The organism is Stenotrophomonas maltophilia, assembly GCF_002799245.1.
Taxonomy (GTDB): Bacteria; Pseudomonadota; Gammaproteobacteria; order Xanthomonadales; family Xanthomonadaceae; genus Stenotrophomonas; species Stenotrophomonas maltophilia_S.
In genome coordinates this window covers 239,729-265,628 of the sequence record NZ_NEQV01000003.1, presented here as the reverse complement: position 1 = coordinate 265,628, position 25,900 = coordinate 239,729, and the positions used below count along the sequence as shown (strand labels likewise).

Genomic DNA, 25,900 nt, shown 5'->3' with positions numbered 1-25,900 from the left:
CAGTAAAAGCACTACGGCCAGGTGCCGCTGACCCTGTAGAGCCGAGCCGATGCTCGGCTTGTCGGCCAAGAGCAGCCGAGCGTGGGCTCGGCTCTACTGCCCGTGCTGGGCGAAGGGTTCGGTGCTGCCGTCGGTCCGCACCAGCTCGACGGTGTACGGCTGCACATGGCCGTCCGGCATTTCCATGCCCGGCGAACCGGCCGGCATGCCGGGCAGCACCAGGCCGCGCGCGGCCGGGCGTTCGGCCAGCAGTCGCTTGATGTCCGCGGCCGGGATGTGGCCCTCGACCACATAGCCACCGATCTCGGCGGTGTGGCAGGAGGCCTTGCCGACCGGCACGCCCAGGCGAACCTTGATCGGATGCATGTCATCGGTATCGCGCACGTCCACCTGGAAGCCGGCGGCCTTCAGGTGGTCGACCCAGACGCCGCAGCAGCCACAGCTGGCGGTCTTGTGCACGATGGCGACCGGCAAGGCCGGATCGACCGTGGCCGGGCTGGCCTTGGCCGGCGTCGTCGGCGTTTCGCCGGCCACCGGCGTGGCAGTCGATTCTTCAGCAGCACGTGCGCAGGCGGCAGTCGCCAGCACGGTGGCCAGCAGCAGGGCTAGAGAGAGAGGACGGTTCATGGCGTGATTCCTTTGCAGATGCGGGCAACGCGGCCCGCCGCCCGCGCATTGAGCGCGCAGGCACAGTCGAAAATGAGTCGAGCAGTCGTGGCAGGCGCTTGAGGCCTGCAGGACATCACACGATGGGCGGACGCAGCGGGTCCGGCATCGGCGGCGGTGCGCGTTGCCGGGAACTGGCGGCTACCGGCGCCTCGCGCCACGGCGAGGCCGGCGTTCCAGTCGACGTTGCCAGCATGCCGAGGCAGGCCGGCGGGCATTCACACTCACCGCTCTGGCAGGCCGCCGGGGACGCATCATCGCAGCAGCCCGCCGCAGCCATCGCGGCCGAATGCGGTGCAGCGCAATGGTCCGGGTTGGCCGGTCCGCTGAACGAAGGCGCGGCACGTGCCAGCGCCGGTGCATTCAGCACCAGGGCGACAAGCACCATCCATCGCAGCAGCAGGCCAGGCAGGTTCACCCGCCGATGATAGCCGATGCGCGCGTCACGCAATCTCCGCCACCATCGCACTCATCCGCACCGGGATCGACTTGGCGGCTGGCGTACCGCTGATCCTGTCGTAGTAGTCCAGCGGCAACAGCGGGTTCAATTCGGGGTAGTAACCCGCCAGCGCGCCGCGCGGCATCGGGTAATCCAGTACGGTCAGGCCCTCGATGCGCCGCTGCACGCCATCGCCGCTGATCGTCTCCAGGCTGACCCGCGCCTCCTTCTCCAGCCCGCGCGCCAGCCGGTCCTCGATGTTCATGAACAGCACCATGCGATCGTTGTACACGCCGCGATAGCGGTCGTTGTAGCTGTAGATGGTGGTGTTGTACTGATCGTGCGAACGCACCGTGGCCAACCGCAACATGTCCGGGTCGTGCACCGGGTCGTCCACGTCCAGCCCGGGCATCACCAGGATGTTGGCCTTGCCATTGGGCGTGGGCCACACCCGGCGGCGTGGCGGGATATCAAGATGGAAACCGTGAGGCTGCTGGATGCGCTCGTTGAATCCAGTGTAGATCTCCGGGTACACGGCGGCGATCAGCTCGCGGATGGGCGCATAGTCGCGCATGCAGCGCGCCCAGTCGACCCTGCTGTGCGGCAGCGCAGCCATCGCCATGCGGCAGACGATCTCGACCTCGGGCAACACCTCCGTGCTGACCGGTTCGAGCACGCCGCGCGAGGCGGTCACGTTCGACATCGCGTCTTCGATGGTGACGAACTGCTCGCCAGCCGGCGTGACGATGCGCTCCGAGCGCGCCACCACCGGCAGGATCAGCGCATCGCGGCCATGAACCAGATGGCCGCGGTTGAGCTTGGTGGCGATGCCAACCGTCAGCTCCAGGCCACGCATGGCCTCGTACGCGCGCGGAGTGTCCGGCACCGCATGGATGAAATTCCCGCCCAGGCCGATGAACACCCTGGCGCTGCCATCCAGCATCGCCTCGATCGACTCGACCACATGGTGGCCGTGCTCACGTGGCGGATCGAAGCCGAACACCTGCTGCACACGGTCCAGGTAGGCCGGCTTGGGCTTTTCGTCGATGCCGACGGTGCGGTCGCCCTGCACATTGGAATGCCCGCGGATCGGCCCGATGCCGGCACCGGGCTTGCCGAAGTTGCCGCGCAGCATCAGCAGGTTGGCCACCTGCTGCAGCAGGCGCGAGCCATACTGGTGCTGGGTCAGCCCCATGCCGTAACAGATCACGGTGGCGTTGGAGCGGATGTAGATCTCCGCGCAGCGGCGGATCTGTGCCTGCGGGATGCCGGACACCTGCACGATCTGGTCCCAGTCCTGTGCCAGCACATCCTCGCGCAGCGCCTCCAGGCCCACCGTGTGTTCGGCCAGGAACGCGTGGTCGAGCACGCGTTCGCCCTGCGCTTCGCGCTCGAACATCACTTTCATCATGCCCTTGATCAGGGCCAGGTCACCGCCGATGCGGATGTGCACGAATTCGCTGGTGATCTCGGTCGAACCGAACGTGGCCATCTGCACCACGTCCTGCGGTTCTGCGAAGCGGATCAGCGCGCGCTCGGGCATCGGATTGACCGCCACGATCGGGATGCCGCGTTTGCGCGCCTCGACCAGGTTGCTCATCATCCGCGGCGAGTTGGTGCCGGTATTCTGGCCGATCACGAAGATCGCCTCGGCGTGCTCGAAGTCCTGCAGCACGATGGTGCCCTTGCCCACCCCGATGGCCGGCGGCAGGCCACGGCTGGTCGGCTCGTGGCACATGTTGGAGCAGTCCGGGAAGTTGTTGGTGCCGAACTCGCGCACGAAGATCGAGTACAGGAACGCGGCTTCATTGGGCGTGCGCCCGGAGGTGTAGAACTCGGCCTGGTGGGGGCTGTCCAGCGCCTGCAGGTGGCGGCCGATCAGCGCGAACGCCTCGTCCCAGCTGCACGGCACATAGTGGTCGGTGGCCGCGTCGTAGCGCATCGGCTCGGTCAGGCGGCCCTGCATTTCCAGCCAGTAGTCGGTCTGCGCCATCAACTCGGTGACGGTGTGCCGGGCGAACAGCTCACGACCGGCGCGGAACTGGGTGGCCTCCCAGGCCAGCGCCTTCGCACCGTTCTCGCAGAACTCCAGCTTCCTGCGTTCGTCGGCATCGGGGAACGCGCAGCTGGGGCACTTGAAGCCGCCCGGCTGGTTCATCGCCAACAGCGCCTTCGACCCCTTGCCGATCACGCTCTGCTGCAACAGCACCCTGGCGGTGGCGCCGGCGGCACCCCAGCCCCCGGCGGGCTGGTTGTAGGGCTTGTAACGCGGCGGCTTCTGCTCGGACATGTTCGGGAACCTGGCGGGAGGAACGCAACAACGAACAGCACAACGCCGGCCGGCAATCGTTTCGGCTGCATGGCCAGCCCCACAGTCAAGCACGGCCCACGCCGCTTCGCCAGTGGGTGCAGGCTGTTTTCCACACAACCTGCCATGGCAACGGTTACAGCCGCGTCTGCGCGCGACCACTGCGCTATCCTCGAAACCGCAGGCGGTGGCCCGCCCGCGTTTCTCCCTTGTCCGGACGCGTTGCATGCCTGATTCGATTCCGCCGCACACCCCGCCTGCCGGCACCGCGCACCGCCCGTTGCAGCGCTGGCGCAACGAGGGCCGACAGCAGCAGGTCGATGTGGTGGCCGAGGAAGTACCGGTGGCGCTGCGCTACAACGGCGCCGCCTTCGCGGTGATGATGGCCACGCCGTGCGACCTGGAAGACTTCGCCCTCGGGTTCTCGCTCAGCGAAGGCCTGATCGATACCCCGTCGCAGCTGCTGTCGATCGACATCCGCCCGCAGCTGGAAGGCATCGAACTACAGATGACCGTGGCCGAAGAGGCGCCCGGCGCCGACCTGGACCCAGCCAACGGGCGCCTGCTGCCGGGCCGCGGAGGCTGTGGCCTGTGTGGCACGCGCCAGCTGGAAGAAGTGCTGCGCCCGCTGCCGCAGATTCGCGAGCGACGCACCTACCCGCCGGCCTCTCTGCAGCGGGCGCTGGCCACGCTGGCACAGCACCAGCCGATGAATGCGGCAAGCGGCTCCACCCACGCCGCCGCCTGGGCCGATGCCAGCGGGCGCATCGGCTGGGTGCGCGAGGACGTCGGTCGCCACAACGCGCTGGACAAGCTGATCGGCGCCCTGCACCACAACGAACACGCCATTGAAGGCGGCCTGCTGGTGATTTCCAGCCGGGCCAGCTACGAGATGGTCAGCAAGGCGGTGCGCGCCGGTGCCAGCGTGCTGGCTGCGGTATCGGCGCCGACCGCGCTGGCGATCGATCTGGCCCGCAGCGCCGGCCTGTGCCTGGTCGGGTTCGCTCGGGAGAGCGGGTTCAACGTGTATACCCATCCGGAGCGGTTGCAGCCCGGCAACAGCCAAGGCAGCTGAGGGCGGCCGGGAGCAGGGTGCCCCCGGCCTGATACAGCTCAGCGCAACGCCACCTTCGGGAAGTCCACCGGCACGTCGAACGCCACGTTGACGTAGTTGGTGAACAGGTTGAGCGCCACATGGGCGAGGATCTCCACGATCTGCTCATCGTCGAAGCCGGCGGCACGCAGCGCCTGCACATCACCGTCGGCAAGCTGCGCACGCTGCTCGACCACTTTCAGCGCGAAATCCAGGGCAGCGGCAGTGGCCGGATCGCTGGACTGGCCGATCTGCGCGGCCGCCATCTGCTCGCCGCTGGCGCCGGCCTTGCGGCCCAGCGCGGTGTGTGCGGCCAGGCAGTACTCACACGCGTTGCGGTTGGCGATGGCCACGGCGATCTGCTCGCCCAGCAGCGGCGACAGGCGACCGCCACCCAGTGCACCGAACGAACCCCACATGCTCTGCAGGGCGGCCGGCGAGTTGGCCACGGCGCGGAACATGGCCGGGGTGGCACCGAAGGCAGCGTGCACCTGGCCCAGCAGGGCCTGGCGGTCGGTGGTGGTATTGGTGGCATCGATCAGGGGGACACGGGACATGGTGAATCTCCTTGGGAAAGCGCCCGGGATTGGACGACCCGCTCATCCTAGGTAGACTCGCTGGACGCATTATTCGCAATACGCCGAACATATTGTCCATACGTCCATGAGCATGCCCTCCGCGCCCGATCGCCTCTCCTCGCTGCTGGAACGCTTCCGGGTGCAGGCCGCGCTGTTCCACAGCGGCCCGCTGTGCGGGCGGCAGGTGTTCGAGCCACAGCCGGGGCGTGCCTTCCTGCATATCCTGCGCCAGGGTGAAATGGAGGTCCGTCACCCCGATGGCGACACCGCGCTGCCGCGGTTGAAGATCGACACGCCCAGCCTGCTGCTGTATCCGCAGCCGCTACGCCATGTGTTCTTCAATGCGCCGCTGGATGGCCCGGATTTCACCTGCGCCACGCTGGATTTCGATGGCGGCGCACGCAATCCGATCGTGCAGTCGCTGCCCCCGGTGATGGTGGTGCCGCTGGCCGCGATCGGCGAACTGGATGACACCCTGCACCTGCTGTTCGCAGAGGCCGATCGCCAGCGCTGCGGCTCACGACTGCTGACCAACCGCCTGTTCGAGGTGGCATTGATCCAGATCCTGCGCTGGGTGGTCGACCATCCGGATGCGGCCGGGGTCAGCCACGGGCTGATGCGCGGGCTGTCCGATGCGCGGCTGGCACGCACGCTGGTGGCGATGCACCAGGCGCCGCAGGACGCATGGACGCTGCCGCGGATGGCCGCGACCGCCGGCATGTCGCGCAGCGCGTTCGCGGCAGTGTTCAAGGACGTGATGCAGGCGACGCCGGCCAGCTATCTGCTGGACTGGCGGCTGAGCCTGGCTTGCGCGCAGCTGCGCGCAGGCGTGGCGGTCAAGCAGGTGGCGATCGAGGTGGGGTTTGCCGATACCGCGTCGCTGTCGAAGGCGTTCCGCAAGCGGCTGGGGGCCTCGCCGCGAGCGTGGCTGGCCGGTCTTGTAGCGGGGGCCGGGTAGGGTCGACCGTTGGTCGACCATCGCGCGAAGCGCGGGGTTTTCGTTGTCTGATCGAAGGGCAGCCGACCAGCGGTCGGCTCTACCAGGGTGATGCCCGCCTAGCTGGACGTTCCGTCAGCCTTCGCCAGCAACCCGGCGATGCGTTCGGCAACCTGGGCACGTACGCCTTCATCCAGCTGCCCTTCGTACATCGCCTCGTAGATCCACAGGCCGTCGGCGGCCAACCGCGCCACGAAATTGTCGAGTGCAGCCGGATTGTCCACACCCGCCGCTGGCGGCAGCGGTGCCCAGCGTCGCACCGCCGGCCCCCACGGACGCTCATCGGCGTCCGGGTCGGCCGATTCGAGCATGAACATCAGTTCGGCACGGGTGGCGCTCTGCGCCGAGACGCGCACGAAGGTCTGGTAGCGCTCCAGCGCCGACGCTTCATCCGCACGCTTGCCCAGCAGCGTTTCCATCGACGCCTCCCAGGCCTGCACCAGATGCTCGTCGATGCCGCGCAGCAGCGCCTCGCGCGAGGGGAAGTGGTACAGCAGGCCGCCACGGGTCAGCTGGGCCTCGGCCGCCACCGACTCGAAGGTCACCGCGCGCACGCCGTCACGATTGATCACGTTGACGGCGGCGTCGAGGATGCGGTCGCGCTTGCTGGTTCTCATCGCATCATTTTACGCGATCGGCCGCGCCCTCGCGGCTGCCGACGCGGCCGCGCAGCAGGCGCGCGATGATCGCCGCACCCAGCGCCAGCACGGCAGTGATCACCAGCAGCACGATCTGGTAGCCGCGGTCATACGCGGCCGTAGCCAGCGCGAACCACTCGCCCTGCCCGCTTTCGCGTGCGGCATGCAGTGCCTGGGTGATGCCTTCACGGGCAAGCGCCGGCATGTCGGCCGAAACCGGCAGGAACGCGCCGTACATCGCCGCGCTCAGGCTGCCCAGCATCGCCACCGCCAGCAGGCCACCGAACTCGTAGGACACCTCTTCCACCGACGAGGCCATGCCCGCGCGATGTGCCGGCACATTGTTGAGGATGGCGGTGGACGCCACCGAGATGGCCGAGCCCATGCCGAAGCCGGTGATCGCCATGCCTGCGACCACCCAGCCGAGACCGTGCGGGAAGCCGAACGCCACCACACCCACGCCCAGCGCACCTGCGGCCAGGCCACCGCAGATCAGCGGGCGCAGGCCCACCCGGTGCAGGATGCTGCCCCCCAGCAGCGCGCTGGGCAGGCTGCCCAGCGCCGCCACCGACACCAGCAGGCCAGCCTGCAGCGGCGAGAAGCCCGCCACCAGCTGGAAGCGCTGGGTGGTGACCAGCTGCAGGCCGGCCATCGCAAACAGGGTGAACACCGCCGACAGCGTGCCGGCCAGGAACGCCGGGTTGCGGAAGATCGCGAAGTCCAGCAGCGGATACGGCAGCTGCTGCTGGCGGCGTGCAAACGCCGCACCTGCCATGACCGCCAACAGCAGCGCACCAGCGCCCAGTGCATACGACGGCGGCGTAGCGATCAGCGACTTGATCGCCAGCACCAGGCCGGACAGCGCGGCCAGCGCCAGCAGCGACGAAACCAGGTCCCACGGCCGCGAGGTATCGCGCTGGCCTTCCGGCGCCAGCAGCAGCGTGGCCACGAAGGCGACCACCACCACCGGTACATTGATCAGGAACACCGAGCCCCACCAGAAGTGCTGCAGCAGCCAGCCACCGATGATCGGGCCAAGCGCCGCACCGACAATGGCGACCGAGCCCCAGATCGCGATGGCGATATTGCGTTCGCGCTCTTCGTGGAAACTCAGGCCGATCAGCGCCAGCGTGGCCGGCATCATCGCGGCCGCACCCACCGCCAGGAACGCGCGCGCGGCAATCAGCTGTGCAGCACTTGCTGCGAACGCCGCCGCCAGCGAAGCCACGCCGAACACCACCAGGCCGATCAGGAACATGCGGCGGTGGCCGATGCGGTCGCCCAGCGTGCCGGCGCCCAGCAGCAGGCCGGCCATCACCAGCGGATAGGCGTTGATGATCCACAGCGCCTGGCCGGCACTGGCCGAGAGTTCCTCGGTCAGTGTGGGCAATGCGGTGTAGAGCACGGAGTTGTCGAGCGTGACCAGCAGCAGGCCGGCGGCGACGGTGAACAGCAGTGCCCAGCGACGGGCACGCGACAGGGCCGGAGCACCGGCCAAGGGCTGGGACAAAGCCATGGGAGAACCTGGTGAAAGGGTGGAATACAGGCATAACTATACAGGATGTCCTGTATAGTTATGCCCGCCATCGGGCCGGTTCAGGTTCCACCCCGGGCAATGTTCATGTTGCCCATGCTCGGGTAACGCCGATCCACGCCGGCGCTAGCGACAGCCCTCCGGCAGCGCTGCAATCGCCGATACCACCGCTTCCTGCATGCCCTGCCCCACGGCCATGTCCAGCTCCCCGCCCGTTCGCCCATGCTGGCGCCGCAGCTCGTCCTCGCACAGTTCGCGCACCCGCGCACGGGCATTCGCGCGCAGGCTGCTGCACCGCCAATCGGTACCGCCCAATGGCAACACCGAATACACCACGCTGTTGCAGGCATTGCCGGCGCGCTGCTGCAGCGACAGCCCACCGAAATCACGCGGTTCGCTGCTGCGCTGCGGGTCGAAGTAGCTGTCCGGGAACGTGCGCGCGTACTGCTCGATGTCCACGGCCATGCTGCGACCCGCCGCGAGCGGCATCTGCAGCGGCTGGTCGCACGGCGTCGCATCGGCCCGATGCTGGATGTACTGGTAGATCGGCCGGTCCAGCGCCGGGTCCTGCTGGGTCACTGCACTCACCGCCGCCAGCACCGGCAGCGAGGCACGATTGGCCATGCGTGCCAGCAGCCCGGCCTGCGCCGGCTGGCAGCGGTCGCGCAGCGTTGCGGCGAGCAGGAACAGCACGTCGTTGCGAAAGGCGTGATCGTCGCCCAGGCGCTGTTCGATGCGCTGGGCGGCACCGGAAGAAGGCGCTGGAAATGCGACCGCCGGCGGCGCGGTGGGTGCGGCCCGCCGCTGCCACCACACCAACAGCGCTACCGTCGCCAGCAGCACGCCCGCAACCGTGATCCAGCGCCGACGCATCAGTTGTGGATCGCCGTCAGCGTTGCCGCCGCCGCATCGTAGGAGGCGCTGGCGATATCCGCGTCGAAGCGCTGCACCCGCAGGCGGCCGGCAAGCCGGTAAGGATCCCACAGGTCGCCCAGCGCGATCGGCGTTGCCAGGGTCACGTGGATGATCTGGTTCGGTGGCGGTGGCGGCACATGGATGCACGCGCCATAGAACGGCACGAACAGCAGCTCATCGACCAGGCCGGCATCGTTGGTACCCAGCGGTACCACGTAGCCATCCAGATCCACAGCACGGCCATCCACGGCATCGACCACCCGCGAAGAACCGAACTGCCGGGCGCGGTCCGGGCTGGAATGGTCGATCTCCTGCCCCGGCGGAGTACCGGAACCGGTGTCGTCGATCAGACCACCGACCCCATCCATTCCATTGCGTGACACGCCGATCTGCGGCGGTGGCCGCTGATAGGTGACTTCGTCGGGCCGCAACGCATCCCAGCGGTCGATGGGGGCATCGTCCGTGATGACGGGCGGCAGGGTGTCCCTTGGCGCGGCCACCACGGCGTCGCCGCCCGGCGACGTACAGCCCGCCAGCCACAGGCATCCCAGCAGCAACAGGGGGCTACGGTTCATAGGGCCTCAGCTGTGCATCGCGCATGGTGTAGGCGGAACCGGCCAGATCATCATCCAGCCGCTCGGCGCGCAGTGTCCCGGCCAGGGAGAACGGCGAGTACATGTCCGGCATCTCGATCGGACGCGGCAGGATCACATGCACGATCTGGTTCGGTGGCGGTGGCGGCACGTGGATGCAGGCACCGTAGTACGGCACGAACAGGAATTCGGTCAGCCGCCCGTCCTGTGCGTTGGCCAGTGGTACCACGTAGCCCGGCAGTCGCACCGGCCGCTGCAGCACCGCATCTACCGTACGGAACGTGCCGAACTGTGGCATGCGCCGGTTGCCGTTGTGCTCGACCTCCGGGCCCTCGCCCCGCTCCAGCGCGGCCAGCTCGTCCTTCGGCATCATCTGCAGCCAGTCCAGTTCCTGTTCTGAGGCGCCTGCGGGGTCATCGCGGTCGAGCACCGGCGTTGGCGGCAACGCCTGCACACCGCTATCCACCGGCCGCTCGCAGGCCACCACCAGGGCCAGCACCATCGGCAGCAACAGCATCCAGCGCATGCTCAGCCTCCCGGCGACAGGCCATCGGCCAGCGTGCGCCGGTAGGCCAGCAGTGCCGGCACCAGCCCGGCCACCGCACTGACTACCAGCACGCCCGCAACCCATCCCAGTTCGCGGCCATCCGGCCAGACATGGGTGATCGACAGGCCAAAGTTGGCCAGGGCCCAGCCGCGCCCGGCAATGCTGCTGGCCACCAGCAGCAGCAACGCCAGCACGCAGGCCGCGGCACTGGTCGCCACCGCTTCCACCACCAGCAGGCCGGCGATGTAACCCGGCCGCGCACCGGTGGCACGCAGGATCGCCATCTCGCGCCGCCGCTCCTGCAGGGTCGAGACCAGCAGCGCCACCAGCGAGACCATGCCGAGCGCCACCACCATCGCGCTGATCAGCTGCAGGGCCCGTTCGGCGGTACCCAGCGACTGCCACAGCTGCTGCAGCGTGACGCCGGGCAGGATCGCCAGCATCGCCTCGTCCGGATACTCGTTGATCCTGCGCTGCACTGAAAACGTGGCGATGCGCGAGTTCAGGCCGAGCATGAAAGCGGTGATGCTGGTCGGGGTCAGATCGAGATGGCGCGCCTGCTCGGCGCTGACGCCCTGGCTGCGCAGCTGCACGCCCGAGCGCCAGTCGACGTGGATCGCTTCGATGGCCGCCAGCGAGACCAGCAGGGACGAATCAACCGGTGTGCCGGTGCGCTGCAGGATGCCGGACACACGGAACGGCTTGTCGGCATGCGTGGCCAGGGTGACCGCGCCGGTACCGTGCGCCAGCACGATCTGGTCACCGAGACCGACCTTCTGTGCCTGCGCCACCTCGGCACCGATCACCACGTCATACAGATCGTCGAAGGGGCGGCCCCGTGCGAAGGCGAGCGCATGCCCGGCGCCGTAGCGATAGTGCTCGAAGTAGCCACCACTGGTACCGACCACGCGGTAGCCGCGCCAGGAATCGCCCAGCGACAGGGGCACCGCCCACTTCACCTGCGGCAGCGCGGAGAGTTCCTGGAAGGACTGCCAGGACACGTTGTTGGTCGGATCGCCGATATGGAACACCGAGTACAGCAGCAGGTTCACCGGCCCCGAGCGCGCACCGACAATCAGGTCGGTACCGGACACGGTACTGGCGAAGCCTTCGTGCGCCTGCGTGCGTACGCGCTCGACGCCCAGCAGCAGCACCACGCTGAGGGTGATGACCAGCACGGTCAGGCCCACGCTCAACGCACGGCTGCGCAGGCTGGCCCAGGCAAGCTCAAGCATGGCCGGCACCTGCCTGGTTGATCTGCGACAGGGCAATCGTGCGATCGAACAATGGCTGCAGGCTGTCGTCATGGCTGACCACCAGCACCGTGGTGCCGGCTGCCTGGCACTGCGCGGACATCAGCTGCAGGAACGCGGTGGCCGCGTCGCGGTCGAGGGCCGAGGTCGGCTCATCGGCCAGCAGCAATGCCGGACGGCCGATCAGGGCGCGTGCCGCCGCCACACGCTGCTGCTGGCCGACACTGAGCGTGCCCGCTCGCCGCTGCATCAGCTGCGGGTCCAGCTGCAGGGCCTGCAGCAGGCGGGCGATCTCGGCATCCAGCGGTCCGCTGATGCGCGCGCTGCGCAGGCGCGAGAAACGCAGGCCCAGCGCGATGTTGTCGCGCACGCTGAGAAACGGCAGCAGGTTGAACTGCTGGAAGATCACGCCCAGGTGGTCGGCGCGGAAACGATCCCGCGCGGCACCGCGCATCGCCTGCAGCGCGTGGCCGGCGACCTCGATGCGGCCCCTGCCGGGCAGCAACACACCCGCCAGCAGACCCAGCAGCGTGCTCTTGCCACCACCACTGACCCCGCGCAGCAACACGCTGCTGCCCTGCTCGATCCACAGCCGCGGCACGTCCAGCACCAGGCGCCGGCCATAGCCAAACTGCACATCCTCCAGGGTGATCACCGGCCGCATGCTCACGGTGCCAGCACCACGCGCAGGTTGTCTGCAGTCAGCACGCTGCGGTTCTGGCCATGGGCGGTGGCGCTGTTGACGATCACCTCGTGCAGGCCCGGGAACAGTGCGGGCAGGCGCACGACGATGGCACGCAGCTCGGCAGGCCTGGCGCAGTGGTACTGCAGCGTTGCGCTGAAACCCGCATGCCGGTGCTGCCCTGGCGGCGGCGCGGCAGCCGTCGCATCGAAGCCCTCGGCCTTCGCGTCGTTGCCGGAAAGGCGGCAGCCCGCGGCGGTGGGCAGAGTGACCCATCCGCCGCCCTTCAGCAGCGCGATCGCACGCGCCAGCGCGGCCTGCTCGACTGCACTGGCCGGTGGCCGCTCGAAATCAAGGATGCCGATGCCGGGGGCCTGCAGGGCGAATTCCAGCGTCTGCTGGTCAAGCGCAAGATCGACGGTGGCCTGGCCGTGCACGTGCGCACCCGACTGGCGGACGTCATGGGCCTGCGCGGCGCTGGCAGCCAGCAGCAGGAAAAGAGCAGCAGAACGCTTCATGGGGAGGCTCCAATTGTTACTATGTAACATTATGAACCACATCCCCAAGACGCCCGCAAGGGCCCTGGCCCAGCCGCCAACTTCGGCACGCTGGCACCCCCACATCGATCTTGCCGGGGCCTGGTTGTCCCTGGCCTGCGCCGCCCACTGCATCGCCCTGCCCCTGCTGCTGGCCTTCGTGCCGGCGGCGATGATGGCGCTGCGTTCCTTCCAGCACCCCGGCCATGGCGCGATGACGCTGCTGCTGCTGATGTCGCGCTGGGAATGGCTGTTCGCGCTGCTGGCCTCGTCGCTGGCGGTGGCCAGTACCAGCGCAGGACTGCACCGGCACGGCCGCTGGCGGCCTGTACGGCTGGCGTGCGTCGGCGCCATCCTGCTGCTGTCGGGCTCGCTGTACCTGCCGCTGAAGGAGTCGCTGCTCTGGCATGGTGTGGCGACGGCCAGTGGTGGTGTGCTGCTGGCGTGCGCTCACATCGGCAACCGGCGCGCGCTGCGCAACCGCCGGTAGCGCCGGCCGTTGTCCGGCCGGAAAACGCCATCCACGCATGGCGTGGATCTACTGGAACATTCAACGCAGCCAATGGTAGAGCCAGCCGCTGGCCGGCAGCTGCGAGGATCCGGCAGCCGGCCAGCGGCCGGCTCTACCCATCTCTATTCGTCGAACGGGCGCTGCCCCAGCGTCTGCGTCACGTGGTCGACGAAACAGGTGATGCGCGCGGCCAGCGCGGTGTTGCGGTAGTACACCGCGTTGATCGGCTGCCGCATTTCCTGGGTCTGCCTGGCGAACAGCTGCACCAGGCGGCCATCACGCCGGTCCTGGCGGGTCAGGAAGTCGGACAGGCAGGCGATGCCCAGCCCGGCAACCGCCATCTGCCGCAGCGTCTCGCCACTGGACGAAGCGATCGCCGGCGTGATCACGAAAGGCCCACCATCGGCATCGTGCAGCGGCCATTCGTTCAACGAACTGGGCTGCGTGAAACCCAGCAGGTCATGCTCGCGCAGCTGCTCCACGCGCGTGGGCGTGCCGTGCCGGCGCAGGTACTCGGGACTGGCCACCACGCGGATGCGACTGTGGCCGATCGGTCGCGCATGCAGGGTGGAATCGCGCAGCACGCCGATGCGGAACGCCACGTCGGTGCGCTTCTCGATCAGGTCGGTGATGCCCTCGTTGGAGTTCAGCTCCAGCTCCACCTGCGGGTAACGCTCGCGGAAACCCTCCAGCAACGGCACGATCACGTGCAGCATGAACGGCGTGGCAGCGTCCACGCGCAGCCGCCCGACCGGTTGCAGCCTGCGGGCTGCCATCTGTTCCTCGGCCTCGTCGACGGTGGCCAGGATCGTGCGCGCGTACTCCAGGAACGCAGCGCCTTCCTCGGTCAGCTCCAGACGTCGCGTCGTGCGGCGCAGAAGGGTGGTCTGCAGCTTGTCTTCCAGCCGCGCCAGGGTACGGCTGGTGGCCGAGATGGTCAGCTCCAGCTCTTCGGCCGCTGCGGTGATCGAGCCGCTGTCGACCACCGCCACGAAGGCTTTCAGCTCATCCAGGGTGGTTTTCATTTTTTACCTCGGCGCAAAAGCATTTCCCGTATACACGGCTTAATCGGCAAATGTAAAGCATCCACACTTCGCCCTGTCCCGAGCCCACCGGCTCCCCACGAAGTCCCTGGAGTCCCCCATGAGCGTTCCTTCCTTTGGCGTCGGCACCTTCCGCCTGACCGGCCAGACCGTCATCGACTCGGTGCGCAACGCCCTCGAGCTCGGCTACCGTGCGATCGATACCGCGCAGATCTACGGCAACGAAGCCGAGGTCGGCCAGGCCATCGCCGAATCCGGCGTACCGCGCGACCAACTGTTCCTGACCACCAAGATCTGGGTGGACAACTACGCCGCCGACAAGCTGGTCCCAAGCCTGCGCGACAGCCTGGCCAAGCTGCGCACCGACTACGTGGACCTGCTGCTGATCCACTGGCCGGCGCCGGGCAATGGCGTTGAGCTGCGCGAGTACATGACCGCGCTGGCCGAGGCCAAGCGGCTGGGCCTGACCCGCCAGATCGGTGTATCCAACTTCAACATCGAGCTGACCCGGCAGGCCATCGAGGTGGTCGGCGCCGGCGAGATCGCCACCAACCAGATCGAACTGAGCCCGTACCTGCAGAACCCGGCGCTGACCGCCTTCCTGCACGACCAGGGCATCACCGTAACTTCCTACATGACCCTGGCCTACGGCAAGGTACTGAAGGATCCGGTGCTGGTCGCCATTGCCGGCAAGCACCAGGCCACCGTGGCCCAGGTCGCGCTGGCGTGGGCGCTGCAGCGGGGCTACTCGGTCATCCCGTCTTCGACCAAGCGCGAGAACCTGGCCAGCAACCTGCTCGCCCAGGACCTGCACCTGGATGCCGATGACATGGCCGCGATCGCCGCGCTTGACCGCAACGGCCGCGAAGTCGATCCGCCGGGCCTGGCTCCGGCCTGGGACTGAGGAGCCTCGCCATGGGCAGTGCGTTGACGCGGCTGCAGGCCGGTGGTTTCAGCATCGGCATCGAAGCTCCGCTGGACAATGACTGGACGCCGCTGGGCGAACAGGCGCGCCGCGCAGCGCAACGCCTGCCCGGCGAACCGGACCTGCTGCGCCATGCGGAGCTGGCACGGCTGGCCGACCGCCTCGGCTTCCGTGCGCTGTGGGTACGCGACGTGCCGGTGTACGACCCGGCCTTCGGCGATGCGGCGCAGGTGTTCGAAGTCTTCAGTTACCTCGGCTACCTGGCCGGCATCACCGCGGACATCCTGCTGGGTACCGCTGCGGTGGTGCTGCCGATCCGCGAGCCGTTGCTGACCCTGAAGTCGGCGCGCAGCGTGCAGCGGCTGAGCGGCGACCGCCTGCTGCTGGGCGTGGCCAGTGGCGACCGCCCGGTGGAATACCCGCTATTCGGCCGCGACTTCGACAACCGTGGCAGCCGTTTCCGCGAGCAGATCGCACTGCTGCGCGAAGGCGCCGCCGCACACCTGCCGCAGGGGCTGGATGTGCTGCCCACCGATGGCCGGGCCCTGCCGCTGTTCGTGGCCGGACTGGCCCAGCAGCAGCCGGCGTGGATCGGCCAGCACATGGACGGTTGCCTGGCCTACCCGGGCACGCCGCAGGACCATGCGCGACGGGTAGCGGCCTGGCGCGCCGTGGCCGGCAACAAGCCGTATGCCAGCTTCATCCACCTGGACCTGGTCACCGATGCCGATGCCCCGCTGCAGCGCTGGCGCTTCGGCCTGCGCGGCGGCCGCAACGCCCTGCTGGCCGAGCTCCACGCCCTGCAGGTGGCTGGTGTCGACCACATCGGCCTGCAGTTCCGCCGCAACGAACGGCCGTTGGCCGAGACCTTCCACGAAATCGCCGAGTACGTGCTGCCGCACTTCCCGGCCCATGCCGGCGCCGCCGCGTCGCATGCCGCGCTTGCCGCCCCCGCGACGGCCTGACAGTTACCGGAGCCTTGCCATGAAGATGAAGATCCTGGCCGCGCCTGCGCTGGCCACCCCGCCGCTGTCCTTCCAGGCCACCGCCGCGGACGGGTATCCCTCCGCCTACGGTGCCAACGACGAGATCGGCGCGGTGGCGATCCGATGACCACGGCCACGGGCATTCCCGTATTCGCCGGCCGCCGCTTCCGCGTCAGTTATGACGGCCTGGCCGCAGACAATGTCTACAGCGCCGATGGCCGCCACGTGCGGTACGCCATCGTCTCCGGCGCCTATGCCGGTGCGCAGGGCGAAGCCGCCTGTGAGTGGCAGCAGATCAGCGAAGGGGTCTATGCCATTTCGTGGCAGGAAGCCGATGGCGCAACGGTCGTGCATGTCGATGACTTCGTGGGCGGGCGTTCGCTGGCCTGGTTCACGGCGACCGATGGCAGTTTCCATCGCATGCAGGGACCACTGGCAGCGCTGTGATGCCAGCCAGCGGCCGGCACTACCGGTTGGCAGGTGAAACATTACAGATCGGTAATGTAGAGGTCAGGGCAGCGAAAGGCGCTGCCCTCCACCCTGTGGGCCACGTCTTCCACAGGTGTCCCACCCATGGCCCGCTCCCTGCTCCGCGCCACCTCCCTTGTTCTGCTCCTGCCCGCCCTCGCGGTTGCGCCGCTGGCGCTGGCGCACCCCAGCCTGGTGCGCTCGACGCCGGCCGCCGACGCCACCGTGGCCCCGGCCAGCCAGGTCGAACTGCAGTTCAGTGAGAAGGTGATGCCGCGTGCCACCCGCATCGAGCTGAGCATGGACCATGGCCGCATGAAGATGGCCATGCCCACCACCGCACAGGATATTTCCGAAGATGGCCACACGTTGCGCGCGCGTTTCGCCAAGCCGCTGCCGGCGGGCAGCTACGCACTGCAGTGGCGGGCGGTCGGCCAGGACAGCCACCCGATCACCGGCACCTACCGGTTCACCGTGAAGTAAGGCTGTCGTCGTGGCCGAGCTCTCGCCGTATGCGCAGCGGCTGGCGTTGTACCTGGTGCTGATGCTGCTGTTCGGGAGGGTGCTGTTCGCCCGCCCACGGCTGCCGCGCGGCGCCTGGCTGGCGCTCGCCCTGATCGGGCTGCTGCTGGTGGTCACCGACGCCGTCACCCGCCTGTCTGGCGTGCTCGGCATCGCGCCGGCCGACATCGACGCTGCGACGGCACGCTGGTTCCTCACTGGCACGCCGGTGGGTGAAGCGGGCCTGCTGCGCATCCTGGCGGTGCTGGCGATGCTGCCCCTGCTGGCATTCGCCGCGCCGCTGCGGGGCCTGCGCCGTGTGGCCCTGCTCGCGTTGTCCGCCACGGCGTTGGCCAGCCTGTCCTGGAACGGACATGCGGCTGCAGGCGATGGGTTCGGTGGCACGCTGCGGCTGGCGGCCGGCATCGCGCATCTGCTGGCCGCCGGCGCCTGGGTCGGAGCGATTGCCGCCATCGTGCAGCTGGCGCTGCGTCCACAAGGCCTGCGCCTGCGCGAACGCACCCATGCGCTTTGGCAGGCCGCCCACAGCTTCGCCTTGCCCGGCACGATCATCGTTGCCACGCTGGCGATGACCGGCACCTATACCTATGTCGATCTCGGGGGTTCCGTGCAGACCCTGACCGGTACCGCGCATGGACGTTGGCTGCTGCTCAAGCTGACCCTGGTGGGTGGCATGCTGGGGCTGGCAGCGCTGCACCGCTGGCGGCTGGTGCCGGCGTTGGCGGCCTCCATCCGCGGCGGCTGGCAACCGCGCCCGCTGCGCTCCCTGCGCCACAGCCTGGCCTGCGAATCGGTGCTGGCGCTGCTGGTGCTGGCCTGCGTGGCGGTGCTTGGCACACTGGACCCATTGGCATGACTCATCCGTTCCAGCACGGGCCCAAGCTGCGATGATGGGCACACCATGAAACTGCTGATCGTCGAAGACGAACCCAAGACCGGCAACTACCTGCGCCAGGGACTGATCGAGGCCGGCTACGTGGTCGATCTCGCCTGCAACGGCGTCGACGGGCTGCACCTGGCCGGCAGTGGCGAGTACCAGCTGGTCATCCTCGATGTGATGCTGCCCGGCATGGATGGCTGGAACGTCCTGTCGCGGCTGCGCGCAGCCGGATGGCCGGTACCGGTACTGTTCCTCACCGCGCGCAGCAGCATCGCCGACCGCGTGCAGGGCCTGGAGCTGGGCGCCGACGATTACCTGGCCAAGCCGTTCGCCTTCGCCGAGCTGCTGGCGCGCGTACGCACCCTGCTGCGCCGTGGCCAGGTACAGCCGCAGGCCGAGCGCATCGTCATCGCCGACCTGGTGGTGGACACGCTGCGCCGCCGGGTTGAACGCGGCGGCCAGCGCATCACCCTCAGCCAGAAGGAATACACCCTGCTGGAGCTGCTGGCGCGTCGCCGCGGTGAAGTGCTGCCGCGCTCGCTGATCGCCTCGCAGGTCTGGGACATGAACTTCGACAGCGACACCAACGTGATCGACGTGGCGATCCGTCGCCTGCGCGCGAAGGTCGACGATGACTTCGACGCCAAGCTGATCGTCACCGTGCGCGGCATGGGCTATGTGCTGGAGGCGCCGGACGGCGGCGCAGTGCACGGCGGATGAGCCTGCGCCGTTCCATCGCGGTACGGCTGACGCTGCTGTTCGCCACCGTGGCCACGCTGGTGCTGGCCGCGTTGGGCGTGGCGATCTATGTCAGCGCCCGCCACGACCTGGTGGCCCAGGATTTCATCGAACTGGAGAACAAGGTCGCCTTGATCCGTGACCTGGCCGACAGCGGACCGGCGTCCGCACGCGGTCTGCGGTTGGCAGAGGCGCTTGGCCATCATCCCGATATTGCCTTCCACATCGTCGATGGCCACGGAACCGTGTTGTTCTCCACCGCATCGGCACTACTGCGCGCGCATGCACGCAGCCAGCCCATCGACGCCGCACCACGGCGGCACGACTGGATCCTCGCCGATGGCCGCTGCATGCATGCCCTGCACCTGCGCCAGACACTGGCCGACGGCAGCCAGCTGGTCACCCTGCTGGCCATCGATGACAACCGCCATGCCGACTTCCTGCAACGCTTCCGCCACCTGCTGGCGATCGCCATCATCGGCGCTGCCGTGGCCAGCAGCCTGCTCGGTGGGTATGTGGTGCGGCGCACGCTGCGGCCGCTGCGCACGCTGGCCGATGAGGCACGGCAGATCACCGCCGGCCGGCTGCAGCGCCGACTGAGTGCACGCAGTGCACCGGCCGAACTGGAGCAGCTGGCGCAGACCCTGAACGGAATGCTGGCACGCCTGCAGCAGGACTTCGCACGGCTGACCGAATTCTCCGGCGATCTCGCCCATGAACTGCGTACGCCGATCACCAACATGCTGACCCAGGTGCAGGTGGTGCTGGCGCATCCGCGCAGCAACGAGGCCTACCGCGAGACGCTGGCGTCCTGTGCCGAGGAACTGCAGCAGTTGGCGCAGACCGTGGGCGACCTGCTGTACCTGGCACAGGCCGAGGCACCGGGCGCGCTGCCCTCACGCGAGCCGGTGGCGCTGGATGCGGTGGTGGATTCGCTGCTGGAGTTCTACGGCCTGCTGGCCGACGACCGGCAGTTGACCCTGCGCCGCGAGGGCACCGCACGCGTCGAGGGCAACCGCCTGATGCTGCACCGGGCGATCGCCAATCTGCTGTCCAACGCGTTGAAGCACGCAACCGCCGGCAGCGAGGTGCGGGTGCGGCTGGCCGAGGCCGATGGCGTGTGCAGGGCCAGCGTGCACAACCTCGGCACGCCGATTGCCACCGAAGTACTGCCGCGCCTGTTCGATCGCTTCTACCGCGGCGAGCGTGGCCGCCACGAAGGTGCGGGGCTGGGTCTGGCGATCACCCGCGCCATTGCACAGGCGCACGGCGGCAGCGTGAGCGTTGCGTCGGATGACACCGGCACCGTGTTCGAGCTGGTGTTGCCACAGCGGCAGGATGGTGTAGACGCGGTCATGTCACGCCGGTAGTCGCCCACCTGGGTGGGCGCTTGGTTGCCTGCCAACCAAGGTTGGCGCCTACCGGGCCATGGCCGGCGGTGGTGGGCCGCGCCCATGCCCGGCTGCTCTTCGCGCAGATGCCAGAAGCAGCCGAGCACGGGCTCGGCTCTACATTATCGTCAGCCAGCGCGGGCCTCGCGGCGGCGATGCACCCAGTAGTACAGCGTAGGCAGCACCAACAGCGTCAGCAGCATCGCCGACAGCAGGCCGCCGATCACCACCACCGCCAGCGGCTTCTGGGTCTCGGCACCGATCGCATGCGAGGTTGCCATCGGCAGCAGGCCGAACATCGCCAGCAGTGCGGTCATCAGCACCGTGCGCAGGCGCTGCAGCGAGCCCTGCACTACCGACTGCAGCAGATCCATGCCCTGTTCGCGCAGCTGGGCGAAGCGGCTGAGCATCACCACCCCGTTGAGCACCGCTTGCCCGAACAACGCAATGAATCCGATCGCCGCCGACACTGACAGTGGAATGCCGGTCAACCACAGCGCCAGGATGCCGCCGATCATCGCCAACGGCACGTTGGCCAGGATCAGTGCGGCGCTGCTGATGTCCTTGAAGGCATCGAACAGCAGCACGAAGATGACCAGCACCGACAGCGGAATCACCCAGCCCAGCCGCTTCATCGCACGCTGCTGGTTCTCGAACTCGCCGGACCATTCCAGCCGGTAGCCTTCCGGCAGCTGCACACTGGCGTCCACGCGCTTGCGCATGTCGGCCACCACGCTGCCCATGTCACGCCCGGCAATGAAGATGCTCACCGCCTTCACCCGCTGTGCGTTCTCGCGCGAGATGTTGATCGCGCCGCTGGCCATGCGGAAATCGGCCACATCGGACAGCGTCACGGTGTGGCCATCACCGATGCCCACCGGCACCGTGCGCAGCCGCTGCAGGTCGCGGTCGGCGTCGTCCAGGCGCAGCGTGATCGGGAACTTGCGGTCGCCTTCCCATAGCTCGCCAACCTGGCGCCCGCCCAGTGCGGTCTCGATCACCTCGTCGATGTCGCGCACGTTCAGTCCGTAGCGCGCGGCACGATCCCGGTCGATCTCGATCTGCAGCTGTGGCAACGCGCCATCACGGTCGATGAAGGCGCTCTCCACGCCCTCCACCCCGCGCACCTGGCCCAGGATGGCCTGCGCCTGCTGGTTGAGCACGTCCAGGTCCGAGCCGCTCACCTTGATCACCACCTGGCCCTTGATCTGCGAGATGCTCTCCAGGATGTTGTCGCGCACCGGCTGCGAGATCGAGAACTCCGGCCCCGGAATGCGCTGCTCCAGCGTGCGCTGCAGGTCGCTCACCAGCTGCCGCTTGTCCACGCCCTTCGGCCATTCCTTCTCGGGCTTCAACGCCACCAGCGCCTCGATCTGGTTGGCGCCCTTGGCATCGGAGCCGTCTTCCGGGCGCCCCAGCTTGGCCACCACCGTCGACACCTGCGGGAAGGTGCCGACCAGCTCACGGATACGCCGCGACTGCTGCTGCGCTTCGGCCAGGCTGGTGCTGGGATCGAGCGTGGCGGTCAGCCAGATCGAGCCCTCATCCAGCTCGGGCAGGAACTCCGAACCCAGCCGGGTGCCCAGCGCCAGCGTGCCGACCAGCAGCGCAACCGCGGTCAGTACCACCGCACGCGGGCGCGCAAGGGCGCGTTCCAGGATCGGCCGGTACCAGCCGGTCAGGCGGTCCATCAGCGGATTGCCATCGCGCATGCGGTCGCGCCGCAGCCACCAGTAACAGAACAGCGGCACCACGGTCAGCGCCAGGATCAATGCACCGATCAATGCCGAGGTCACCGAGTACGCCATCGGCGCGAACATGCGGCCTTCCTGGCGCTGCAGGGTGAAGATCGGGATGTGCGCGGCGATGATGATCAGCATCGAGAAGAAGGTCGGCCGCCCCACTTCCGAAGCCGCCGAAAGAATGGTCGAGAACCGCGTCCTGCGATCGGCCGTGGCTGGCAGCTTCGACAATCGCGAGACGATGTGCTCGGTGACGATCACCGCACCGTCGATGATGATGCCGAAGTCCATCGCGCCCAGCGACAGCAGATTGGCCGGTACCCCCCACAGGTGCAGGCCGAGGAAGGTCGACAGCAGGGCCAGCGGCATCATCGCCGCCACGATCAGCGCGGCGCGGGCGTTGTACAGGAACAGCCACAGCACCAGGAACACCAGCACCGCGCCTTCCAGCAGGTTGCTGAAGACGGTTTTCAGCGTGGTCGAGACCAGCCACGAGCGGTCGTAGAACGGCTCGATGCTGACCCCGGCCGGCAGCTGGTTCGCCTCGATCTCGGCGATGCGCGCATGCAGGGCATCAAGCACATCGGACGGATTCTCGCCCTTGCGCATCAGCACCATGCCGAACACGGCATCGTCGTTGTCGTCCTGGCCGACCAGGCCCTGCCGGGGCAGGCCGGTGTCGGCGATGCTGGCGAGGTCGCGCACCAGGATCGGCGTACCGCCGCGCTGCCCCACCACCACGTTGCCGATGTCGGTGGGCGAGCGCATCAGGCCCACGCCGCGGATCAGGAACTGCTGCTGCCCGCGTTCAACGTAGCCACCGCCCGCATTCGAGCTGCCCTTTTCCAGCGCCTCGGCAAACTCACCCAGGCTGATGCCGCGGTCGCGCAGCTTGTCCAGATCCGGCTTGACCTGGAAGGTTCGCGCGAAGCCGCCGAAGCTGATCACATCGGCCACGCCCGGCACGGTGCGCAGGCTGCGCTCCATTGTCCATTCCTGCACGGTGCGCAGCTGGGTCGGTGTCAGGTGCGGGCCTTTCAGCACATAGCGGTAGATCTCGCCCACCGCCGAGCTCATCGCCTCCAGTTCCGGCGTCACCCCTTCCGGCAGCTCCACGCCCTGCAGGCGCTCCAGCACCTGCTGGCGCGCGAAGTAGTCATCGGCCTTGTCGTCGAAGGTCAGGATGATCATCGACAGGCCGAACTGCGTATGCGAGAACACCCGCACCGAATGCGGGATACCGGACAGCGCCACTTCCAGCGGCATCGTCACCTCGCGCTCCACCTCTTCGGCGGCACGCCCCGGGTGCAGCGATACCACCGTCACCTGGGTATCGGACACATCCGGGAAGGCTTCCACCGGCAGCACGCGGAACGCCGCGATACCGCCGCCGATGAACAGCAGCAGCGCCAGCATCACCATCAGCGGCTGGCGCAGGCAATAGGCAATCAGGCGATCGATCATGGGGCGGCGTGCCCCGTGCCGGTGCTGGCGGCTGCCGGCGCGCTGTCCACCAGCTGCTGCAGCAGCAGGCCACCCTCGACCACCACCCTGCTGCCCGCAGCCAGGCCTTCACGCACCCACAGGTGGCCATCGCCCAGTTCCTCGGCATGCACGGCGCGACGCACGAAGCGGCCTTTGCCCTCCTCCACGAACACCACCTGCTTGCCGTCGATCAGCAGCACGGCGGCATCGGGCAGCGAGACACCGCCCTCGGCCGGCAAGGCCACCTGCGCGCGCACATACTGGCCCGCCTTGAAACCCCGTGCACGGTTGTCCAGCTCGGCGCGCGCCTGCACCACGCGGCGCTCGCTGTCGACGAAGTCATCCACATGCTGCAGGGTCGCCTGCAGCGGCTGTCCATCGGCACCGGGCACGCTGACCTGCATGCCCGCCTTCAAGCGTCCGGCCAGGCCCTCGGGTACGTCCAGCAGCAGCCACAGGCGGTCCGGATCGCCAATCACCGCCAGCGGCTGCTCGCTGTCGGGGCTGACGGCCATGCCCGGGCTCATCCGCCGTTCCACCAGCACGCCGTCGATGGGCGCGCGCAGCGGCAGGCGCTGGTCGACGTGCTGGCCATTGCCATACGCCCTGGCGAAGGCGGTCGCACGCGCGTGATCGGCCTGGCTGCCGGCGAAGTTGGCCTCGGCCTCATCCAGCTCGCGACCCGACGCCACACCCGCCGCATGCAGCTCGCGGGTGCGGTCCAGTTCCCTGCGTGCCTGCTGCAGCTCGGCGCGGCCACGCACACCGTCGGCCTGGGCTTGGCCGAACTCGGGCGAGGTGATCCAGGCGATCACCTGGCCCGCCTTCACCTTCTGCCCCGGCTGCGCCTCGATGCGCGCCACCTGCCCCGCCAGCGGCGTGCGCAGCGCACTGGAGCGGGTCTCGTCCCAGACTATCCGGCCCGGCAGCTGCAGGCTGGCGCTGGCTCCGGCGGTCACCGGCTCGCTGCGCAGCACATCCAGCTGGCGGCTGCCGGCGGGAAACTGGATCTGCCCGGCACTGACCTGGGGCGCATCCTCGGTATACGACGCCGGCTCACGGCCGCAGCCGCCCAGCAGGACCAGTGCCAGCAGGACCGGCAGCACGGCATGTCGCGCCCGCGGGCGATGGGCGACGGTGAACTTCATCGGGACTCTCCTTCAGCAACGGATGTGGCCGCTTCCCAGCGCGCCAGGGCAATGGCATGGTCGGCGCGCGCCTCGATCAGCGCGGCCTCGAAGTCGCGCCAGCTGCGGCGCGCATCCAGCAGATCGGTCAGGCTGGCGGCGCCGCGGCGATAGGCCAGTTCGATGCCCTGCACTGCCTTGCGTGCGGCGTCGGCGTGCAGCCCTTCGTAGTCGCTGCGGCGCTGCGCAGCGGACTGCGCGCTGGCCTGCAACTGGTCCAGCTCGGCGCGCGCTTCACGCTGCAGCACCTGCAGCTCCAGCGCGGCACTGTCACGGTCGGCCTCGGCACGCTGGATCGCGCCGCGTGCGCGGGATGGGCCGCCGAGCGGGATGGTCAGCGAGACCCCCCAGGTGACACCACTGATGTCGGTCGGCTCACGCTCGGCTTCCACGCCCAGCTGGATGTCGCGGTGGCGCTCGCTGCGTGCCAGCGCCACACCGGTATCGGCAGCGGCCAGGCGCGAGCGTGCCGCGCGCAAATCGGCGCGCTGCTGCGGATCGAACGCACGCGTATCGGCAAGGCCGGCGGGATCCGGCCAGGGGTCATCGGCACTGAGGTCACGGCTGTCGTCGCGGCCGAGCAGGAGTGCCAGCGCATTCCGGGCGTCGCGCAGATCCAGCGCCGCCTCGCGCGCCGCGTCGGCCACCGCAAGGTCGTCCACCGCCAGCCGCGCGCGGTCGACCGGCGCCATCGCCCCGGTGGCAACCTGCTTGTCCGCCGCCGCCATCTGCTCGGCCGAACTCTGGCGGTTGGCATCGGCAATCTGCACCCGTTCCTGCGCGCTCTTCAGGCCGAAGTAGGCCTCATGCAGGGCCACCTGCTGGCGGCGCCGGGTATCGAGCATCTCCAGCCCGGCCACTTCCAGCAGTGCGTCGGCCTGGCGGATGCGCAATGCGCGCTTGCCACCGCGTTCCCAGGTCCAGCCCAGCCCCAGCGTGCTGTCCACCCGTTTGTCCTGCCAGCGACCCGGACCGATGCCGTGCTTGGAGCTGATCTTGCTGGTGCCGATCGACAGCTCGGTGGCCGGGCGCAATGCCGCTGTCTGCGCGTCACCCTGCACCCCGCGCAGCTCCAGTGCCGCGGCGCGCAGGTCCGGGTTGTGTGCTTCCATTGCGCGCTGCGCTTCCTGCAGGGACAGCGCCGATGCGGCAGGTGCGCACAGAAGGGCGGCCAGCACGGCCGCAATGCGAGGGGAGAAATTCATGCGCGTCACGGTAAGGTGACGCACTTGCGCCAAACTTG

General features: G+C 68.5%; 27 protein-coding genes. 11 read left to right on the top strand and 16 right to left on the bottom strand.

The features are described from left to right. Positions 1 to 93: 93 nt before the first annotated feature. The 3 genes from B9Y64_RS12130 to B9Y64_RS12120 form a co-directional block, all read right to left on the bottom strand. The gene (locus B9Y64_RS12130; RefSeq protein ID WP_100440922.1) at positions 94 to 627 is read right to left on the bottom strand and encodes a DUF411 domain-containing protein; all 534 of its coding nucleotides are present in this window, start codon (positions 625 to 627) and stop codon (positions 94 to 96) included. A 115-nt stretch (positions 628 to 742) separates the two neighbouring features. Continuing rightward, on the bottom strand, positions 743 to 1,084 hold the full coding sequence (locus tag B9Y64_RS12125; protein ID WP_100440958.1) for a hypothetical protein: 342 nt from the start codon (positions 1,082 to 1,084) through the stop codon (positions 743 to 745). 25 nt (positions 1,085 to 1,109) lie between these two features. Next, on the bottom strand, positions 1,110 to 3,395 hold the full coding sequence (locus B9Y64_RS12120) for an FdhF/YdeP family oxidoreductase (RefSeq protein WP_100440921.1): 2,286 nt from the start codon (positions 3,393 to 3,395) through the stop codon (positions 1,110 to 1,112). 244 nt (positions 3,396 to 3,639) lie between these two features. On the opposite strand from B9Y64_RS12120, the gene fdhD reads away from it, so the two are divergent. Continuing rightward, entirely contained in the window at positions 3,640 to 4,488 is an 849-nt protein-coding gene (gene fdhD, locus B9Y64_RS12115; protein WP_100440920.1) for a formate dehydrogenase accessory sulfurtransferase FdhD, read from the top strand. A gap of 38 nt (positions 4,489 to 4,526) precedes the next feature. Here fdhD and B9Y64_RS12110 read toward each other — a convergent pair whose 3' ends face one another. Further along, positions 4,527 to 5,063, bottom strand: coding sequence for a carboxymuconolactone decarboxylase family protein (locus B9Y64_RS12110; protein WP_100440919.1), 537 nt, complete (start codon positions 5,061 to 5,063; stop codon positions 4,527 to 4,529). A 106-nt stretch (positions 5,064 to 5,169) separates the two neighbouring features. On the opposite strand from B9Y64_RS12110, the gene B9Y64_RS12105 reads away from it, so the two are divergent. After that, positions 5,170 to 6,042, top strand: coding sequence for an AraC family transcriptional regulator (locus tag B9Y64_RS12105; protein ID WP_100440918.1), 873 nt, complete (start codon positions 5,170 to 5,172; stop codon positions 6,040 to 6,042). 98 nt (positions 6,043 to 6,140) lie between these two features. Here the strand turns inward: B9Y64_RS12105 and B9Y64_RS12100 are convergent, their stop codons facing one another. From B9Y64_RS12100 to B9Y64_RS12065, 8 genes are all read right to left on the bottom strand, one after another. After that, on the bottom strand, positions 6,141 to 6,698 hold the full coding sequence (locus tag B9Y64_RS12100) for a TetR/AcrR family transcriptional regulator (protein WP_100440917.1): 558 nt from the start codon (positions 6,696 to 6,698) through the stop codon (positions 6,141 to 6,143). A gap of 4 nt (positions 6,699 to 6,702) precedes the next feature. Continuing rightward, positions 6,703 to 8,235, bottom strand: coding sequence for an MFS transporter (locus B9Y64_RS12095; protein ID WP_100440916.1), 1,533 nt, complete (start codon positions 8,233 to 8,235; stop codon positions 6,703 to 6,705). A 144-nt stretch (positions 8,236 to 8,379) separates the two neighbouring features. Continuing rightward, complete coding sequence (locus tag B9Y64_RS12090; protein ID WP_100440915.1) at positions 8,380 to 9,126, bottom strand: hypothetical protein; 747 nt, start codon at positions 9,124 to 9,126, stop codon at positions 8,380 to 8,382. After that, complete coding sequence (locus tag B9Y64_RS12085) at positions 9,126 to 9,743, bottom strand: DUF3299 domain-containing protein (protein WP_100440914.1); 618 nt, start codon at positions 9,741 to 9,743, stop codon at positions 9,126 to 9,128. Before B9Y64_RS12085 ends, B9Y64_RS12090 begins: the two co-directional genes overlap by 1 nt. Then, a complete protein-coding gene (locus B9Y64_RS12080) occupies positions 9,733 to 10,287 on the bottom strand; it encodes a DUF3299 domain-containing protein (RefSeq protein ID WP_100440913.1) in 555 nt (184 codons plus the stop codon). The genes B9Y64_RS12085 and B9Y64_RS12080 overlap by 11 nt, the downstream gene beginning before the upstream one ends. 2 nt (positions 10,288 to 10,289) lie before the next feature. Further along, entirely contained in the window at positions 10,290 to 11,543 is a 1,254-nt protein-coding gene (locus B9Y64_RS12075) for an ABC transporter permease (RefSeq protein WP_100440912.1), read from the bottom strand. Next, positions 11,536 to 12,231: an ATP-binding cassette domain-containing protein gene (locus tag B9Y64_RS12070; protein ID WP_100440911.1), complete on the bottom strand. Its 696-nt coding sequence runs from the start codon at positions 12,229 to 12,231 to the stop codon at positions 11,536 to 11,538. Before B9Y64_RS12070 ends, B9Y64_RS12075 begins: the two co-directional genes overlap by 8 nt. Beyond that, positions 12,228 to 12,761, bottom strand: coding sequence for a ZrgA family zinc uptake protein (locus tag B9Y64_RS12065; RefSeq protein ID WP_100440910.1), 534 nt, complete (start codon positions 12,759 to 12,761; stop codon positions 12,228 to 12,230). The genes B9Y64_RS12070 and B9Y64_RS12065 overlap by 4 nt, the downstream gene beginning before the upstream one ends. A gap of 31 nt (positions 12,762 to 12,792) precedes the next feature. Between B9Y64_RS12065 and B9Y64_RS12060 the strand changes: the two genes are divergently transcribed. Beyond that, positions 12,793 to 13,269 carry a MerC domain-containing protein gene (locus B9Y64_RS12060; protein WP_100440909.1) on the top strand — a complete coding sequence of 159 codons (477 nt, stop codon included), beginning with the start codon at positions 12,793 to 12,795 and terminating at the stop codon, positions 13,267 to 13,269. 143 nt (positions 13,270 to 13,412) lie between these two features. On the opposite strand, the gene B9Y64_RS12055 is transcribed toward B9Y64_RS12060, so the two are convergent. After that, positions 13,413 to 14,315 (bottom strand): LysR family transcriptional regulator, encoded by a 903-nt coding sequence (locus B9Y64_RS12055; RefSeq protein ID WP_100440908.1) that lies wholly within the window; start codon positions 14,313 to 14,315, stop codon positions 13,413 to 13,415. A 118-nt stretch (positions 14,316 to 14,433) separates the two neighbouring features. On the opposite strand from B9Y64_RS12055, the gene dkgB reads away from it, so the two are divergent. The 8 genes from dkgB to B9Y64_RS12015 all read left to right on the top strand — a co-directional run bounded on the left by dkgB (position 14,434) and on the right by B9Y64_RS12015 (position 20,222). Further along, the gene (gene dkgB, locus B9Y64_RS12050; RefSeq protein ID WP_100440907.1) at positions 14,434 to 15,237 is read left to right on the top strand and encodes a 2,5-didehydrogluconate reductase DkgB; all 804 of its coding nucleotides are present in this window, start codon (positions 14,434 to 14,436) and stop codon (positions 15,235 to 15,237) included. Between the two features lie 11 nt (positions 15,238 to 15,248). Next, complete coding sequence (locus B9Y64_RS12045) at positions 15,249 to 16,223, top strand: TIGR03571 family LLM class oxidoreductase (RefSeq protein ID WP_100440906.1); 975 nt, start codon at positions 15,249 to 15,251, stop codon at positions 16,221 to 16,223. Between the two features lie 19 nt (positions 16,224 to 16,242). Next, positions 16,243 to 16,371, top strand: a complete 129-nt coding sequence (locus B9Y64_RS22410) for a hypothetical protein (protein ID WP_265350056.1) — start codon at positions 16,243 to 16,245, stop codon at positions 16,369 to 16,371. Then, positions 16,368 to 16,691 carry a MoaF-related domain-containing protein gene (locus B9Y64_RS12035; RefSeq protein WP_100440905.1) on the top strand — a complete coding sequence of 108 codons (324 nt, stop codon included), beginning with the start codon at positions 16,368 to 16,370 and terminating at the stop codon, positions 16,689 to 16,691. Before B9Y64_RS22410 ends, B9Y64_RS12035 begins: the two co-directional genes overlap by 4 nt. 126 nt (positions 16,692 to 16,817) lie before the next feature. After that, positions 16,818 to 17,195, top strand: a complete 378-nt coding sequence (gene copC / locus B9Y64_RS12030) for a copper homeostasis periplasmic binding protein CopC (RefSeq protein ID WP_100440904.1) — start codon at positions 16,818 to 16,820, stop codon at positions 17,193 to 17,195. A 10-nt stretch (positions 17,196 to 17,205) separates the two neighbouring features. Then, the gene (gene copD / locus B9Y64_RS12025) at positions 17,206 to 18,090 is read left to right on the top strand and encodes a copper homeostasis membrane protein CopD (protein WP_100440903.1); all 885 of its coding nucleotides are present in this window, start codon (positions 17,206 to 17,208) and stop codon (positions 18,088 to 18,090) included. Between the two features lie 45 nt (positions 18,091 to 18,135). Next, entirely contained in the window at positions 18,136 to 18,834 is a 699-nt protein-coding gene (locus B9Y64_RS12020; protein WP_100440902.1) for a heavy metal response regulator transcription factor, read from the top strand. Further along, on the top strand, positions 18,831 to 20,222 hold the full coding sequence (locus tag B9Y64_RS12015; protein ID WP_100440901.1) for a heavy metal sensor histidine kinase: 1,392 nt from the start codon (positions 18,831 to 18,833) through the stop codon (positions 20,220 to 20,222). The genes B9Y64_RS12020 and B9Y64_RS12015 overlap by 4 nt, the downstream gene beginning before the upstream one ends. A 149-nt stretch (positions 20,223 to 20,371) precedes the next feature. Here the strand turns inward: B9Y64_RS12015 and B9Y64_RS12010 are convergent, their stop codons facing one another. Genes B9Y64_RS12010 through B9Y64_RS12000 form a run of 3 tightly spaced genes read right to left on the bottom strand, consistent with a single transcriptional unit; the run spans position 20,372 to position 25,862 of the window. Further along, positions 20,372 to 23,449, bottom strand: coding sequence for an efflux RND transporter permease subunit (locus B9Y64_RS12010; protein WP_100440900.1), 3,078 nt, complete (start codon positions 23,447 to 23,449; stop codon positions 20,372 to 20,374). Next, positions 23,446 to 24,618: an efflux RND transporter periplasmic adaptor subunit gene (locus tag B9Y64_RS12005; RefSeq protein WP_100440899.1), complete on the bottom strand. Its 1,173-nt coding sequence runs from the start codon at positions 24,616 to 24,618 to the stop codon at positions 23,446 to 23,448. The genes B9Y64_RS12010 and B9Y64_RS12005 overlap by 4 nt, the downstream gene beginning before the upstream one ends. After that, on the bottom strand, positions 24,615 to 25,862 hold the full coding sequence (locus B9Y64_RS12000) for a TolC family protein (RefSeq protein ID WP_100440898.1): 1,248 nt from the start codon (positions 25,860 to 25,862) through the stop codon (positions 24,615 to 24,617). The genes B9Y64_RS12005 and B9Y64_RS12000 overlap by 4 nt, the downstream gene beginning before the upstream one ends. Between the last annotated feature and the right edge of the window lie 38 nt (positions 25,863 to 25,900).

Excerpts from the sequence above, each read along its gene's own strand:
- B9Y64_RS12130 (WP_100440922.1), bottom strand. The coding sequence starts at position 627 with ATGAACCGTCCTCTCTCTCTAGCCCTGCTGCTGGCCACCGTGCTGGCG.
- B9Y64_RS12120 (WP_100440921.1), bottom strand. The coding sequence starts at position 3,395 with ATGTCCGAGCAGAAGCCGCCGCGTTACAAGCCCTACAACCAGCCCGCC.
- fdhD (WP_100440920.1), top strand. The coding sequence starts at position 3,640 with ATGCCTGATTCGATTCCGCCGCACACCCCGCCTGCCGGCACCGCGCAC.
- B9Y64_RS12110 (WP_100440919.1), bottom strand. The coding sequence starts at position 5,063 with ATGTCCCGTGTCCCCCTGATCGATGCCACCAATACCACCACCGACCGC.
- B9Y64_RS12105 (WP_100440918.1), top strand. The coding sequence starts at position 5,170 with ATGAGCATGCCCTCCGCGCCCGATCGCCTCTCCTCGCTGCTGGAACGC.
- B9Y64_RS12100 (WP_100440917.1), bottom strand. The coding sequence starts at position 6,698 with ATGAGAACCAGCAAGCGCGACCGCATCCTCGACGCCGCCGTCAACGTG.
- B9Y64_RS12095 (WP_100440916.1), bottom strand. The coding sequence starts at position 8,235 with ATGGCTTTGTCCCAGCCCTTGGCCGGTGCTCCGGCCCTGTCGCGTGCC.
- B9Y64_RS12090 (WP_100440915.1), bottom strand. The coding sequence starts at position 9,126 with ATGCGTCGGCGCTGGATCACGGTTGCGGGCGTGCTGCTGGCGACGGTA.
- B9Y64_RS12085 (WP_100440914.1), bottom strand. The coding sequence starts at position 9,743 with ATGAACCGTAGCCCCCTGTTGCTGCTGGGATGCCTGTGGCTGGCGGGC.
- B9Y64_RS12080 (WP_100440913.1), bottom strand. The coding sequence starts at position 10,287 with ATGCGCTGGATGCTGTTGCTGCCGATGGTGCTGGCCCTGGTGGTGGCC.
- B9Y64_RS12075 (WP_100440912.1), bottom strand. The coding sequence starts at position 11,543 with ATGCTTGAGCTTGCCTGGGCCAGCCTGCGCAGCCGTGCGTTGAGCGTG.
- B9Y64_RS12065 (WP_100440910.1), bottom strand. The coding sequence starts at position 12,761 with ATGAAGCGTTCTGCTGCTCTTTTCCTGCTGCTGGCTGCCAGCGCCGCG.
- B9Y64_RS12060 (WP_100440909.1), top strand. The coding sequence starts at position 12,793 with ATGAACCACATCCCCAAGACGCCCGCAAGGGCCCTGGCCCAGCCGCCA.
- B9Y64_RS12055 (WP_100440908.1), bottom strand. The coding sequence starts at position 14,315 with ATGAAAACCACCCTGGATGAGCTGAAAGCCTTCGTGGCGGTGGTCGAC.
- dkgB (WP_100440907.1), top strand. The coding sequence starts at position 14,434 with ATGAGCGTTCCTTCCTTTGGCGTCGGCACCTTCCGCCTGACCGGCCAG.
- B9Y64_RS12045 (WP_100440906.1), top strand. The coding sequence starts at position 15,249 with ATGGGCAGTGCGTTGACGCGGCTGCAGGCCGGTGGTTTCAGCATCGGC.
- B9Y64_RS22410 (WP_265350056.1), top strand. The coding sequence starts at position 16,243 with ATGAAGATGAAGATCCTGGCCGCGCCTGCGCTGGCCACCCCGCCGCTG.
- B9Y64_RS12035 (WP_100440905.1), top strand. The coding sequence starts at position 16,368 with ATGACCACGGCCACGGGCATTCCCGTATTCGCCGGCCGCCGCTTCCGC.
- copC (WP_100440904.1), top strand. The coding sequence starts at position 16,818 with ATGGCCCGCTCCCTGCTCCGCGCCACCTCCCTTGTTCTGCTCCTGCCC.
- B9Y64_RS12020 (WP_100440902.1), top strand. The coding sequence starts at position 18,136 with ATGAAACTGCTGATCGTCGAAGACGAACCCAAGACCGGCAACTACCTG.
- B9Y64_RS12015 (WP_100440901.1), top strand. The coding sequence starts at position 18,831 with ATGAGCCTGCGCCGTTCCATCGCGGTACGGCTGACGCTGCTGTTCGCC.
- B9Y64_RS12010 (WP_100440900.1), bottom strand. The coding sequence starts at position 23,449 with ATGATCGATCGCCTGATTGCCTATTGCCTGCGCCAGCCGCTGATGGTG.
- B9Y64_RS12005 (WP_100440899.1), bottom strand. The coding sequence starts at position 24,618 with ATGAAGTTCACCGTCGCCCATCGCCCGCGGGCGCGACATGCCGTGCTG.
- B9Y64_RS12000 (WP_100440898.1), bottom strand. The coding sequence starts at position 25,862 with ATGAATTTCTCCCCTCGCATTGCGGCCGTGCTGGCCGCCCTTCTGTGC.